Annotated in this window: 13 protein-coding genes; 5 read left to right on the forward strand and 8 right to left on the reverse strand. The window is 61.1% G+C overall.

Annotated features, from left to right (window positions below):
• Positions 1–47: 47 nt before the first annotated feature.
• Positions 48–518: a hypothetical protein gene (locus tag QOM08_RS08670; protein ID WP_047226399.1), complete on the reverse strand. Its 471-nt coding sequence runs from the start codon at positions 516–518 to the stop codon at positions 48–50.
• A gap of 480 nt (positions 519–998) precedes the next feature.
• Here QOM08_RS08670 and QOM08_RS08675 point away from each other — a divergent pair, with 480 nt between their 5' ends.
• Positions 999–1922 (forward strand): chemotaxis protein CheV, encoded by a 924-nt coding sequence (locus QOM08_RS08675; protein WP_076385689.1) that lies wholly within the window; start codon positions 999–1001, stop codon positions 1920–1922.
• Between the two features lie 71 nt (positions 1923–1993).
• The gene (locus QOM08_RS08680) at positions 1994–2803 is read left to right on the forward strand and encodes an MOSC domain-containing protein (RefSeq protein WP_047226401.1); all 810 of its coding nucleotides are present in this window, start codon (positions 1994–1996) and stop codon (positions 2801–2803) included.
• Between the two features lie 126 nt (positions 2804–2929).
• Here QOM08_RS08680 and QOM08_RS08685 read toward each other — a convergent pair whose 3' ends face one another.
• The 6 genes from QOM08_RS08685 to QOM08_RS08710 form a co-directional block, all read right to left on the reverse strand.
• Positions 2930–3214 carry a pyrimidine/purine nucleoside phosphorylase gene (locus tag QOM08_RS08685; RefSeq protein WP_047226402.1) on the reverse strand — a complete coding sequence of 95 codons (285 nt, stop codon included), beginning with the start codon at positions 3212–3214 and terminating at the stop codon, positions 2930–2932.
• Between the two features lie 95 nt (positions 3215–3309).
• On the reverse strand, positions 3310–3852 hold the full coding sequence (locus QOM08_RS08690) for an exonuclease domain-containing protein (protein WP_047226403.1): 543 nt from the start codon (positions 3850–3852) through the stop codon (positions 3310–3312).
• Between the two features lie 62 nt (positions 3853–3914).
• Entirely contained in the window at positions 3915–5885 is a 1971-nt protein-coding gene (locus QOM08_RS08695) for an acetyl/propionyl/methylcrotonyl-CoA carboxylase subunit alpha (RefSeq protein WP_310662774.1), read from the reverse strand.
• An 81-nt stretch (positions 5886–5966) separates the two neighbouring features.
• Positions 5967–7124, reverse strand: coding sequence for a citronellyl-CoA dehydrogenase (gene atuD / locus QOM08_RS08700; RefSeq protein WP_107322182.1), 1158 nt, complete (start codon positions 7122–7124; stop codon positions 5967–5969).
• 44 nt (positions 7125–7168) lie between these two features.
• On the reverse strand, positions 7169–8785 hold the full coding sequence (atuC, locus tag QOM08_RS08705) for a geranyl-CoA carboxylase subunit beta (RefSeq protein WP_316912825.1): 1617 nt from the start codon (positions 8783–8785) through the stop codon (positions 7169–7171).
• A 43-nt stretch (positions 8786–8828) separates the two neighbouring features.
• The gene (locus QOM08_RS08710) at positions 8829–10619 is read right to left on the reverse strand and encodes an acyclic terpene utilization AtuA family protein (RefSeq protein WP_316912826.1); all 1791 of its coding nucleotides are present in this window, start codon (positions 10617–10619) and stop codon (positions 8829–8831) included.
• A 181-nt stretch (positions 10620–10800) separates the two neighbouring features.
• On the opposite strand from QOM08_RS08710, the gene QOM08_RS08715 reads away from it, so the two are divergent.
• The 3 genes from QOM08_RS08715 (at position 10801) to QOM08_RS08725 (ending at position 13412) form a co-directional block, all read left to right on the forward strand.
• On the forward strand, positions 10801–11424 hold the full coding sequence (locus QOM08_RS08715; protein WP_139050753.1) for a TetR/AcrR family transcriptional regulator: 624 nt from the start codon (positions 10801–10803) through the stop codon (positions 11422–11424).
• Positions 11425–11545: 121 nt separating this feature from the next.
• Positions 11546–12328 (forward strand): substrate-binding periplasmic protein, encoded by a 783-nt coding sequence (locus QOM08_RS08720; protein ID WP_171061399.1) that lies wholly within the window; start codon positions 11546–11548, stop codon positions 12326–12328.
• Between the two features lie 70 nt (positions 12329–12398).
• A complete protein-coding gene (locus tag QOM08_RS08725) occupies positions 12399–13412 on the forward strand; it encodes a GNAT family N-acetyltransferase (RefSeq protein WP_139050752.1) in 1014 nt (337 codons plus the stop codon).
• 136 nt (positions 13413–13548) lie between these two features.
• Here QOM08_RS08725 and QOM08_RS08730 read toward each other — a convergent pair whose 3' ends face one another.
• Complete coding sequence (locus tag QOM08_RS08730; RefSeq protein ID WP_025212663.1) at positions 13549–14097, reverse strand: RNA polymerase factor sigma-70; 549 nt, start codon at positions 14095–14097, stop codon at positions 13549–13551.
• Positions 14098–14264 lie beyond the last annotated feature (167 nt).

The raw sequence follows: 14264 nt of genomic DNA on the forward strand, positions 1-14264 counted from the left end.
AAAGTGCCAAGTGTCAGCCGCATCGGGTCGAACCGCACTCATCGGCCTCAGGCCTGCTTTTGTGAGTAGGGCACCAAACCCAGGGGGCGCGAAGCAGGCAATGTCTGGCCAGGACTCTGGCCTACCTGGAAGGCAAAGGCTTCGATCAACGAGGTCTGTTCGCTGCTGTCCAGGCTGAGCTGGCCGGTGGTGTGATCGACCAGTTCCAGTTGCCAGGCCATCAGGGTGAAGCAATCCTTCAGCGCGCCCAGCGCCTGCTCATGCAATTCAACGTGACTTTGCGCGTTGCTGAGCAAGCCATGGATATGCAGCGAAAATTCTGAAATGGCTTCCAGCGCCAGGGCGTCGGCCTTGTTTGCCAGCTTCAGCAAGGTGCTGAGCATGCAATCAATGGCGTCCCTGTCGTCGTTGATCAGCTGCAGATGGGTCAGGCATTCCTCTGACTTGGCCAAAAGCGTTTCGGCCTCGATCAGAAATTCGGGAAGGCGCTGATTCCAGTTTTTACGATCGTTCGGCATGCTTATCTCCACAACATCATGTCAGACGCAAGAAAATCGCGTGTGGCGAACGGCTGGACTTCTCGGCCGGCAACTGACGAAGACCCGCAGGCACTCTTTCGCCCGTAGACAAAGGCATGCGCGCAAACGATTGCACTGGCGGGATCGGCCAAATGGCTGGAAGTCCGGTGTCCTGCGGTCGCGCACAAAGGCCTGACTCCGTTCAGCAATGAGAATGGCGTCACATTAATGGCTATTGGATAGCGGGAATATCAGGTTGGACCTGATTGTCCCTAGGGGAAACCCCTAGGCGGGGGAACTTTGTGCGCAAACTGAGGTCGCGCAGCGGCAGAGCTGGGGGATGAAATCCGTGAAGCAAGTAAAGCATGATGCTAATGTGACATCAATGCCCTGCGCGAGATTTTATACAGGGGTCAAGATCCCGTCTGCACGGCCGATATCTCCTTCATGGATTCATCCGAACAAGCCCAGGAGTCATAGATGGCCGGCATTCTCGACACAGTAGATCAACGAACCCAACTGGTGGGTGAGAATCGCCTGGAAATTCTCATGTTTCGCCTGGCAGGGCGGCAGTTGTTCGCCATTAACGTGTTCAAGGTCCAGGAAGTACTGCAGTTGCCGAAGCTGACGTTGATGCCGCAGCGCCATCCGTTTGTGTGCGGTGTAGTCAATTTGAGGGGCCAGACCTTGCCGGTGATCGACCTGTCCCAGGCCATCGGTATGCGTCCGCTGGTGCCGGGAGCTAACAGCACCATTATCGTCACTGAATACAACCGTTCGGTTCAGGCGTTCCTGGTGGGCGGCGTGGACCGCATCGTCAATATGAACTGGGAAGCCATCTTGCCGCCCCCGACCAGCGCCGGGCGTGAGCACTACCTGACGGCGATCAGCAAGGTTGACGACCAGTTGGTGGAAATCATCGACGTGGAAAAAGTCCTGGCCGAAATCGTGCCTTACAACGCCAAGGTTTCCCGGGACAAGCTCGAAGATCCGGTACTGGAGCGCGCCCGCGGACGCGAAGTGCTGCTGGTGGACGACTCCAATGTCGCGCTCTCTCAACTGCGCGATACGCTGGGTCAGTTGGGTGTGAAGATGCACGTTGCCAGCGACGGTTTGAAAGCCCTGAACATGCTCAAGGCCTGGGCCGATACTGGCGAAGTGATGACCGACAAATTACTGATGATTTTCACCGACGCGGAAATGCCGGAAATGGACGGCTATCGCCTGACTACCGAGATCCGCAACGACCCGCGTTTGCGCGGGCTCTACGTGGTGCTGCACACCTCGCTGTCCGGCAGCTTCAACGATTCGATGGTCAAGAAGGTCGGCTGCGACAACTTCCTCTCCAAATTCCAGCCGGACAAGCTGGTTGATGTGGTGCGCCAGCGACTGATGCTCGACTGAGGCTGATCATGGTTTGCTTCAATGGCCGGCTCGTATAAGGTGGCGTTTTTTCGTCACCGGGGAAGTCGACCATGTTGCGGCTGAGCGCGCTGTATCGTTATCCGTTGAAGTCCGGCAAGGGCCAGCTCCTGCAAGGCATAGGCCTGGACAAGCTGGGCCTGGACGGTGACCGGCGCTGGATGCTGGTGGACGAGGGCACCGGGCGTTTCCTGACCCAGCGGGCGGTGCCCCAGATGAGCCAGCTCTCGGCATTGTGGAATGAGGCCGGCGGTCTGACGCTCAGTGCGCCAGGTTTTGCCACCCTGGATGTGCCCCTGCCACCTGTTGACGAAGAGCAACGGCGCGGTGTGATCATCTGGCGCGACACCTTGCGCGTACCGGATGCCGGTGACGAGGCGGCGGCCTGGGTCAGCGAGTTCATCGGCAAGCCCACCCGGCTGGTTCACGTTCCGGTGGAACTGGCGCGCACCACCGCCGCCGGTTACGGCAAGGATGACGACAAGGTGGCGTTCGCGGACGGTTTCCCCTTGCTGCTGATCGGCCAGGCCTCTTTGCAGGACGTGTCCGATCGGGTCGGCCGCCCTTTGGAGATGCTGCGCTTTCGTCCCAACCTGGTTATCGAGGGCAGTGAGGCATTTGCCGAGGATGGCTGGAAGCGCATTCGTATCGGCGATGTGGAGTTCCGGCTGGTCAAGCCCTGCTCACGCTGCATCATGACCACGGTCGACCCGCAAACCGGCGAACGCGACCCTGACCGCGAACCCTTCGCCACGCTGCAGCAGTATCGTTCGACACCGGACGGTGCGATGTTCGGCCAGAACCTGGTCAATGACAGCAATGGCTGGCTTGAAGTGGGTATGCCGGTTGAAGTGCTCGAATAAACACCGCTTTTGAAAAAACAATGCCCGTGTCCACTGGACACGGGCATTTTTCATTACCCGATACCACGCCGGGGCTTTTGTGGCGAGGGGATTTAGCGAAACGTCGCACCGCCCCTCGCCACAGGCTTAGCCGCGGTATTCACACAGGTAGGCGGTGTCGACGGCGACCTTGAGCTGGAACTTGCTATTGGCCGGTACATTGAACTGGCTGCCGGCCTCGAAGGTTTCCCAGTCGGTGCTGTCGGGCAGTTTCACGGTCAGGGCGCCGGAGACGACGTGCATGATTTCCCGCTGGGCCGTGCCGAATTCGTATTCGCCCGCAGCCATGACGCCGATGGTCGCAGGGCCTTCGGCAGTGCCGAAAGCGATCGACTTGACGGTGCCGTCGAAGTACTCGTTGACTTTAAACATGGGCGATTCCTCGAAAAAAGGGGCTGGAAAAGGCCGGCCAGTATGCACAAGGCTTCAACGTTCGTCATCTGCCGCGCCGCGGTCGTGGCTCGCGTTCAGCCTGGGAGTACCAGGGGTAATAACCGCGCCGTATTGCGCGCATCTTCCAGGGCCCGGTGTTGTTGACCGCAGAATTGCAGGCCGGCCAGTTGCAGCGCCCCGTTGAGCCCCAGGGGGCGCTCCAGCCGGCGGGCTTTGGCGAAGCGCTGCTTGAGGTTCATGTGCGGCACTTGGCCGAGAAAGCTGTGCAACCGCTGATGCTGCCATTCCTGAAGCAATTGCTTGCGGTCGTAATCGCCCCAACTGACCCAGCTCTCCAGGTTCGCGTGGTACTGCGCCAGCCAGCGTTCGAACGCCGGCCAGACCTCGGTTAATGGCGCGGCGCTGTCGATATTGGCCTGGGTGATATGGGTCAGCTCGCGACAGAAAGGTGTAAGCAAGGGACGCCTCAACGGCTTTACGAACCGCTGGAAGTGGTCCAGCTCGCGGCCATCCCGATTCACCAGTGTGGCGCCGATTTCGATAATTTCCATTTCGGTTACCGGCCAGCCACCTTCATCGGTGGTGGCCTCCAGATCAATCACCAGCCAGTGAGGCATCGCAAGGTTCCCGGTATCGGCGTGCTGATGGATTTGAGCGTAGTCAAACCCTGCGCATCCGCCTAGTGCGCTGTTTCAACCTGCAATAATAACTGGCGGTTTTTCACCTGATCGCCTGGCTTGACGTGTAAGGTCCTGACCACTCCATCAATACCTGCCTTGAGTGGGTGCTCCATTTTCATCGCTTCGAGCACCATCAGTAGCTGTCCCTGGCGTACTGCCGTCCCTTCGCTGACCAGTACTTCGACGATAGCGCCGTCCATTGGCGCCTTGAGGGAGCCATCGCTGACGCTGGCCCTGGCGGCGACGGGGGCCTGGGTCCGATCCTGTAAATGCAGGCCGCCTGGGCGAGTGAACAGCCACAGGTCATTACCATCAAGGTGCCAGGCATGGCGTTGGCGAATACCGTCGATCATCAGCGTTGCGCCGCACTGATCAGCTTCGAGCAACTTCAACTCGATCACTCGCTCGGCTATCTGGATATGCAGCGTGCCGCCGGTTGCGGCTGTCAGGGTCAGGGACCAGTCGTGCTCGCCCAGGCCAATGCGATAGCGCCGCACCGCGCCGCTATTGTTGCTCCATCCTCCCAGGCCGGGCGCATGACGTGCATGCATGGCCTGATAGAACAAGGCTGCGGCGATGGCGAGCTGCTCAGCCGAGGGGGCGTGGATCTGCAGGGCGGGATGATCGGCGAGGTGTTGCTGGATGAAACCGGTGCCGAAATCTCCATCAATGAATTGTGGATGAGCCAGCAACCCCGCCAGCAAGCGCTGATTGGCCTGTACACCCAGGAGCACGCAGTCCTCCACGGCTCGCAGCAATTTGCGTCGGGCCTCTTCACGGGTAGCGCCGTGGGCGATGACTTTGCCCAGCATCGGGTCGTAGAACGGGCTGATGGTCTGGCCTTCAAGCAAACCATGGTCGATTCGTACACCGTCGCCGATAGGGGGTTCCCAACTGAGCAAATGGCCGGTTTGCGGCAGAAAGTTCGCAGCCGGGTCTTCGGCATACAACCGCACCTCCATGGCGTGACCACTGAACCGGACCTGGTCCTGGCGCAGGGGCAGTGGCAGGCCGGCGGCCACATCCAGTTGCCAGGCCACCAGGTCCAGTCCGGTGATCAGCTCGGTGACCGGATGTTCGACCTGTAGGCGCGTATTCATCTCCAGAAAGTAAAAACCGCCGTCCGGGGCGAGCAAAAACTCCACGGTCCCGGCACCCACATAATTGACCGCGCGGCCAGCCTTGAGCGCGGCGTCACCCATGGCCTGGCGCAGATCGGCGGTCATGACCGGGCAGGGCGCTTCTTCAATGATTTTCTGGTGGCGTCGCTGGATCGAGCAGTCCCTTTCGCCCAAATGGAGCAGATTGCCGTGATGGTCAGCGAAAATCTGGATTTCCACATGCCGTGGATTGATCAGAGCCTGTTCGAGGATCAACTCATCGTTGCCAAAACCATGCAACGCCTCGGAGCGCGCGGTGCGTAACTGTTCCAGCAGGTCTTCAGCCCGCCAAACCAGGCGCATGCCTCGGCCACCACCGCCGGCGCTGGCCTTGATCATCAACGGATAGCCGATGCGTTCGGCTTCACGGCACAAGGTGTCGTCGTCCTGATCGGTGCCTTCGTAACCGGCGATGCACGGTACGCCGGCGGCGATCATGGCGACTTTCGAACGGCGTTTGCTGCCCATCAGGTCGATGGCGTCGGGGCTGGGGCCAATGAACACGATACCGGCCTCTGCGCAGGCCTTGGCGAACCCGGCGTTTTCCGAGAGAAAACCGTAGCCGGGGTGGATGGCGTCGGCGCCAGTACGCCGGGCCGCATCGAGAATGGCCGGCTGATTGAGGTAGGACTGCGGCACCGGTGCTGCGCCGATGAGTACCGCTTCATCGGCCATGCGCACATGCAGCGCGTCGGCGTCGGCCTCGCTGAACACCGCCACGGTGCGATAGCCCAGGGCCTGGGCGGTACGCTGGATCCGGCAGGCGATTTCACCGCGGTTGGCGATGAGGATCTTGCTGAAGGCGGGCATGGTGGTCATTCCTGGGTTTTTCGGTGGCAGTCAGGGCCTCATCGCGAGCAGGCTCGCTCCCACAATGGAGAGTGAACACAGTCATTTTTTCTTGCCCGGCAAAATGCCCATGAGTTTGCAGATGATGCCCAGCATGATCTCGTCCGCACCGGCGCCGATGGACACCAGTCGCACGTCGCGATACGCCCGCGCCACCGGGTTGTCCCACATGAAACCCATGCCGCCCCAGTATTGCAGGCAACTGTCGGTGACTTCCCGGGCCAGGCGCCCGGCCTTGAGCTTGGCCATGGACGCCAGCCGCGTCACATCCTGGCCGTTGATGTACTGCTCGGTGGCCTGGTAGACCAGCGCCCGCAGGCATTCGATCTCGCTGGCCAGTTCCGCCAGGCGAAAGTGGATCACCTGGTTGTCGATCAGGGCGGTGCCGAAGGTCTTGCGCTCCTTGCAGTACTCGATGGTGCTGTCGATGCAGTGCTCCAGCCCCTTGAGCATGTTCGCCGCGCCGAACAGGCGTTCCTCCTGGAACTGCAACATCTGCATCATGAACCCGGCACCTTCCTGGCCAACGCGATTGCGTTGCGGCACCCGTACGTCGTCAAAGAACACCTGGGCGGTTTCCGAACTGCGCATGCCGAGCTTGTCCAGGTGCCCGCCGAGGCTGATACCCGGGCTGTTCATCGGCACCATGATCAGTGATTTGTTGATGTGGGGCTTGTCGTCCGAAGTGTTGGCCAGCAGGCACATGAAATCGGCGCTCGGTGAATTGGTGATCCACATCTTGCTGCCGTTGATGACGTAGTCATCGCCATCCTTGCGGGCCGTGGTCTTGAGCCCGGCGACATCAGAGCCGGCCCCGACTTCCGAGACGCCGATGCAACCGACCTGCTCACCGCTGATGGCCGGGCGCAAGAATGCTTCACGCAGCTCATCGGAGCCGAAACGCGCCAGGGCCGGGGTGCACATGTCGGTCTGCACGCCGATGGACATCGGCACGCCGCCACAATGAATGGTGCCGAACTCCTCGGCAGCGACGATCGAATAGCTGTAGTCCAGGCCCATGCCGCCGAACTGCTCCGGCTTGGATATACCCAGCAACCCCAGTTCACCGGCCTTGCGGAAAACCTCGTGGATGGGAAACCGTCCGGCCTTCTCCCATTCGTCGACATAGGGGTTTATCTGCTGGTCGACAAACTGGCGAACGGTGCGCCGCAGAGCTGCGTGTTCCTGGGTGAAGATCATTTTATTGTTCTCCTGTGAGCAGCGATCAAAAGTCCTTCACACGTTCAGAAACGGGCCACACCGAAACTGTTGGGTTGCAGCGGGCGAAGCTCAGCCGCGTGGCAGATGTCCAGCAGGTAGCCTAGCAACGTGCGGGTGTCGCGCGGGTCGATGAGCCCGTCATCCCACAGGTTGGCGCTGCCGTATAGCGCAGTGGACTGGCTGTCGAGTGTCTGCGCGGTGGTGTGTTCGAGCAGGTCCAGCATCTTCGGGTCGGGGGTGAGGCCATTCTTGATCTGCGTCGCCTGCGTGACGATGCGCAAAACCTTGCCGGCCTGGGCTCCACCCATCACCGCCGTGTGGCTGTTGGGCCAGGCGAAGATGAAGCGTGGGTCCAGCCCTCGGCCGCACATGGCGTAGTTGCCGGCGCCGTAGGAACCGCCCACCACGACTGTCAGCTTCGGCACCCGGGCGTTGGCCACGGCCTGGATCATCTTCGCCCCATGCTTGATCACCCCTTGTTGTTCCGACTCGGTGCCGACCATGAAGCCGGTGGTGTTGTGCAGGAACAGCAGCGGTGTGCGGCTCTGGTCGCACAGCTGGATGAACTGCGCGGCCTTGCTCGCGCCCTTGGGCGTGATCGGGCCGTTGTTGCCGATCAGGCCACAGGCATGGCCACGAATGCGCAGGTGGCCACAAATCGTCTGTTGATCGAACTCGCTTTTGAATTCGAGGAAGTCCGAACCATCGGCGATGCGGGCGACGATTTCCCGCACGTCATAGGGCTTTTTCGGGTCGTCGGGGATCAACCCCAGCAACTCATCGGCCGGGTAGAGCGGCTCTTTCCAGGTGCGTTCAGGCGGTGTCGGCCGTTGCTCGTTCCAGGGCAACAGGCTGACGATCTCCCGGGCCAGGCGTATGCCATCGGCGTCATTCTCGGCCAGGTATTCAGCGGTGCCGGCCACCTGCGCATGCATTTGCGCACCGCCCAGTTCTTCTTCCGTGGCGACTTCGCCAGTGGCGGCCTTGAGCAGCGGGGGGCCGGCCAGAAACAGCCGTGCTTTGTCGCGCACCACTACTACGTAATCCGAGAGCCCCGGCTGGTAGGCCCCGCCCGCCGTGGCCGAACCATGCACCACAGTAATCTGCGGCAAGCCCATGGCGGACATCCGCGCCTGATTGGCGAAGCTGCGTGCTCCTTCGACAAAAATCTGCGCGGCATAATTGAGGTTGGCGCCGCCGCTTTCGGCCAGGGTGATGATCGGCAGTTTGTTCTCCATGGCGATCTGTTGCAGACGCAGGGTCTTGTTCAAGCCGCTGGGGGAGATGGTCCCGCCCTTGATCGCGCTGTTGTTCGCCACCACCAAGACCTGAGCGCCGGATACGTAGCCGATCCCCGCGATCAAGCCGCCACCGGCCTGGCTGCCGTCCTTGTCGTCATGGAGTTTGTAGCCGGCCAGGCTCGCCAGTTCCAGGAACGGCGCGCCGGGGTCCAGCAGCAGGTTCAGACGCTCGCGTGGCAGCAGTTGGCCGCGTTGCTCGAACCTGGCCTGGGCCTGGGCGGCTTTCTCCAGCACCGCCTGTTCGATCTGACGCAGGTGTGCGACGCCAGCCAACATGGCCGCGTGGTTGCGGGCGAAGTCGGCGCTGTGTGGGTCAAGGTGCGATTCGATGACTGGCATGGGTGTTCCTTGTGCTCGAACCGAACGCCATGGCGATCGTCCTTTAATTGACCTGATCGGCGATGCTCTGGGGCACCGGTATCTGGATCTCCAGCAATTGCTGAGCGAACGCCTTGCCCTGCGGGTCGATGCGCAGGCTGGCGACACCGCCGCCGCCAAGGGCATTTTCCAGCACGAAGTTCAGGCTGTGGGTGCCCGGCAGATACCAGCGTTCGACGCGCCCCAGCAGTGGGTCGAGCGCGTGGCTCATCCAGTCAACCAACACTTGGGGCGTCAGCGCCTCGGCGATCCACGGCAAGTATTCGGGGGCGCGGGCGAGTACACCGATGTTGCTGTGGTTGCCCTTGTCGCCGGAGCGCGCCACCGCCAGTTTGACCAACGGCACGCTGGCATCAGCCCGGCCCTGGGGTTTGGGCAGGTCGGGAGCGACCGGCAAGTCGCGGGTTTTCAGCGCTTTGACGGCGGGCAGCAGGCAAGGATGACTCTGCCCGTCGAGTTCGATGTGGAGCCGGCAGGCGGATTTGTCGATCAGGAACGAGAACAGGCGAATCAACGGATACACCGTCGGGCGACCGCCCATCAGGCCGGTCAGCCCCGGCACCATGCCGGTGGCGGCCTGGGCGATTTCCCTGGAAAACAGCACCAGCGGCTGTTTGTCGGGGTGGCGCACCGCCAGTTTGATCACCACTTCACGGCTGTCCTGGCGCCGGCCGTGCTGGCCGTAAGTGGCTTCGCTGCCCAGAAGCTCGATGTTCACCTCGCTGTAGGGCGCCCAGCCGCGCGAACTGAACAGCTGCGAAGTCCTGGCGATGATCGCCTGGCTGACCCGTTCGGCCTTGGCCACCGCATCGATGCCGGCGATCAGGCACAGGGCGGTGCAGCGAAAACCATCGGCCCAGGTGGCGCAGACCTTGTATTGTTCGGTGGGCGGCAAGCCCTTGGCGCCTTGGACGCGCACCGCGTGTTTGCCTTGCTGGATCAACCTGACCTGGCTGAAGTCGCAGATCACGTCCGGCAAGAGATAGCCTTGGGGATCGCCGATTTCATAGAGCAGTTGCTCCCCGACCGTCAGCGGCGTGACCAGCCCGCCGCTGCCTTCGGCCTTGGTGACGATGAATTGGCCGTCGGCGCTGACTTCAACGATGGGAAAACCGATGTGCTCGTAATCCGGTACTTCCCGCCAGTCGGTGAAATTACCGCCCGTGCATTGGGCCCCGCACTCAATGAGGTGCCCGGCCAATGCGGCCTGGGCCAGTTTGTCGTAGTCGTGCCAGGCCCAGCCAAACTCATGCACCAGGGCCGCGCTGACCACGGCGCTGTCCACCACTCGGCCGGTGATCACGATGTCGGCTCCCAGACGCAAGGCCTCGACAATGCCGGGGGCACCCAGGTAAGCGTTGGTGGACACGCACACCGCCGGCAGGGGCGCGCCGCTGAACATCTCGATAATGCCCTGGCTGGCGAGCTGTTCGAATTGTGGTTGCAGGTCGTCCCCCTGCAGCACCGCGATCTTCAAGGGCACGCCGGCCTTGTCGCAGGCCGCTTGCAGAGCGGCGGCGCAGGCCTGGGGGTTGACCCCGCCGGCATTGCTGATGACGCGGATCTTGCGTTCATGCAAACGAGCAAGCAGCGGTGTGAGCACTTCGATGAAGTCCGTGGCATAGCCGCCCCGAGGGTCTTTCATGCGCGCCCCGGCCATGATCGACATCGTGACCTCGGCCAGGTAATCGAACACCAGGTAGTCCAGTTCGGCGCCTTCGACCAGTTGCGCCGCAGCGGTACAGGTGTCGCCCCAGAAGGCGCTGGCACAACCGATACGTATCGTTTTTGGCATGGTGCTCCCTCCGGCCGACGTCGCTCGAGACTACCAAGCAAGCGCTTGGTTTGTAAACGACCGCCGGTTCTTCGATCCAAGCGCTTGCTTGGGTGCCCCGGCCAGCTTAAATTGCCCGCGCCACCTCGCCGGTTCCGCAAGCGTGGCCCGACGTTGATCGATCGACTGTAGGAGAGAATGGGTGGATGAGCAAAAAGCCCTGAACGTGATGCGTGAGCTGGTCGATAACGGGCAACTGACCGATCCTGACAGCGCTCGCGGCAAACTGCTCCAGACCGCCGCCCACCTGTTTCGCAACAAAGGGTTCGAGCGCACCACGGTGCGCGACCTGGCGAGCGCGGTGGGCATCCAGTCGGGCAGCATCTTTCATCACTTCAAAAGCAAGGACGAGATCCTGCGGGCGGTGATGGAAGAGACCATTCGCTACAACACGGCGTTGATGCGCGCGGCGCTGGCCGAGGCCGATAGTGTGCGCGAGCGGGTCCTGGCGCTGATTCGCTGCGAGTTGCAATCGATCATGGGCGGCAGCGGCGAGGCGATGGCGGTCCTGGTCTACGAATGGCGTTCGTTGTCTGAGCAAGGTCAAAGACAGGTGCTGGCTTTGCGTGATATTTATGAGGCCCTGTGGCTTGAGGTTCTTGGGCAGGCCAAGGACGCGGGGTATATTCGGGGCGACGTGTTCATCACCCGTCGTTTCCTGACCGGCGCCCTGTCCTGGACCACCACCTGGTTTCGCGCCGAGGGCAGCATGAGTCTTGATGAGTTGGCCGAGCAGGCCTTGATTCTGGTGCTTGAAGAAAAATAAAAAGAGGCAGCAATGCCGCTGAGTGGTCGCCCTGCGTGCCCTGCGTGATGCATTGAGATGCCTGGTTGGATTCACTGATGATTAATTTTCTGGGGAGTGAGCTGTCTTGACGTTTTCAACGATGGGGATAGCCTCGCGCGTCTTGCTGGCTGCGTTTATTGCAGTGTTCGCGTTGCCGGCCACGGCTGCGCAACTGGTCCGGATTGGCGCAGCGCATTTTCCGCCCTACACGATACGCCCCGAAACTGGCGCGGATACCGGTTTGCTGCCGCAGTTGGTAGAAGCCTTGAACAAGGCCCAAAGCGACTATCAATTCGTGCTGGTTCCGACGTCGATTCCGCGCCGTTTCAATGATTTCAAGCAGGGCCGGGTCGACATGGCCATTTTCGAGAACCCGGACTGGGGCTGGAAGGATGTGCCTCATACTGCGGTAGACATGGGCCTGGAAGATGCGGAAATCTTCGTTGCCCAGCGTCAACCGGATCGTCAGCAAGACTATTTCTCTGATCTGAGGGGCAAGCGCCTGGCGCTCTTCAGCGGCTACCACTACGCCTTTGCCGAATTCAACGCAGACCCCAAGTTCCTGACCGGCCAATACAACGCCACGCTGACGTATTCCCATGACAGCAACCTGCTGATGGTCTTGCGCGGGCGTGCGGACATTGCGCTGGTCACCCGTTCGTACCTCATCGACTACGTGCTGCGCAATCCTGACGTCGACCCTCAATTGCTGATATCCGAACGTATCGATCAGATTTACCACCATTACGCGCTGATCCGCCCCCAGGCGCCGATCTCTGGCGAAGCGTTCGAGCGACTGCTGCAAAAGCTGCGGGACGACGGGCAGATGCTGGCGATTTTCAAGCCCTACCAGATACAGCTGGTGCCAGCGCACGATCATTGAACGGGGCACTAAATTTCCCTGCCTGGCTCACGTCACACGTTGACTACCGACGACTACGTGAGCCCCGCCCATGTCCAATCTCAAGCACCCGACGACGCTGCCTTTACCCGGCGGTCGCCGTCTCGGCGCCGATGAAACCGAACGCCACCTGAGCCTGATGCTTGAGGGCGCGCCGCTGATCCGGCTGCGCCTGGAGCGTGGTACCGAGCTGCATGTGCATTTGCAGGAAATCAACGATCGGCCCGTAGGCCCGGCGCTTTGGGCGGCCTGCTATTGGCTGTTCGCCCGCGATCCTGAATGCCGGCGCCTGACTTGGCATCTGCCCGAGCGCCCCGGTGAAGCCTTGCTCAGCGGACTGCTGACGCCCGGCGAGTGTGCCGACGAATACATCTGTGAGCGCACGATGTTCTGGCAACTGCCGCAACCCTGGCTGGGGGAGTCGTTCAACGGCAGCTATCCGCAACAGATGATTATCACCGATGGCAAGCGTCATCCGCGCCGGCCCATGAAGCCGCGAGGCGAGGTGTATCGGCGCTTCGATGCGCGCCTGGGAGCCTGGGTGTCCTTGCGCACCCTGGAAATCGAACAGGACCTGACGCGCTTCAACCGCTGGCAGAACAGTCCTCGGGTGGCGAGTTTCTGGCAGGAGGAGGGCAGCCTGGAACAACATCGCGAGTATCTGAGCACACTGCAGCGCGATCCCCGGGTGCTGACCTTGATCGGTTGTTTCGACGACCAGCCTTTCGCCTACTTCGAAGCCTATTGGGCCAAGGAGGATCGGATCGCGCCGTTCTATGACGTGCACAATTATGATCGCGGCATTCACATGTTGGTGGGCGAGGAGCAACACCGCGGCCCGCACAAGGTGGCGAGCTGGCTGTCGGCGCTGGTGCATTACCTGTTTCTCGACGACCCGCGCACCGAGCGGGTGGTGGCCGAACCTCGAGCCGACAACGCCCGGATGATCGGTCATCTGCACAACCAGTGTTTCCACTGTGAAAAGGAATTCGATTTCCCCCACAAGCGCGCGGCGCTGATGATTCTGGGGCGTGAGCGGTTTTTTGATCGGTGTGGGTTGAGGTGAGGTTGTAAGCCCCTAGGGCTCCATCGCGAGCAGGCTCGCTCCCACAGGGATTGCGCACAGCACAGACTTTGTGAGTGCGCAGATCCATTGTGGGAGCGAGCCTGCTCGCGATAAGGCCCGAAAAATCAGTGCAAAATCACCGCCGGGCAAAGGTATCCCCACGCACTCCCGACACCTTGCGGCAATGCACCAGGGCGTCGCGGATCATGAAGTTCACCAGGGTCGGCGAGACCCCCAGCTCCTTGGCGATATCCTTCTGTGGCACACCGTGCAGGCGGTACATCTCGAAGGCATAGCGGGTGCGGCTGGGCAGTTCGGTGAGCGCGTCGGCGATGTGCTCCAGCGTCGAGAAATTGATGTGTGACGTTTCTGGCGAAGCACCCTGGATCACCACATTCAACCCTTCCTCTTCCGGCCCCGAGTATTTCTGTTCCAGCGCCTGCTTGCGGTAATGGTCGATCGCCAGGTTGCGCACGATCTGAAACAGGTAACTGAGCTGAGCCTTGAAGGACGAGGTGATCTGGGGCGCCGATTGCAGCCGGAAAAACGCATCCTGCACCACGTCTTCTGCCCGGGACCGGCAACCGGTGATTCGTGCTGCGATCTTGACCAGGATCATCCGGTTATCCACGAATGCCTGAAGTAACGGTGAGTCGCACCTGCTTGTGGATACTTGTTCCGTCATGGAATTCACCTTGTTGCAAAAAGTTAGCAGGACGAGGGATCTGTCCGACTCGTCCTGCATATCGAGCGACAAATTAGGCTGAATGATAATGATTGTCAATTGAGAAGAAGAATTATTGATGCTGAGAAGTCCAGCGTGAGAACTGCGACCCGTTGCCGCGGTGTTCT

The organism is Pseudomonas sp. P105, assembly GCF_032614175.1.
Lineage (GTDB): Bacteria > Pseudomonadota > Gammaproteobacteria > Pseudomonadales > Pseudomonadaceae > Aquipseudomonas > Aquipseudomonas rhizophila.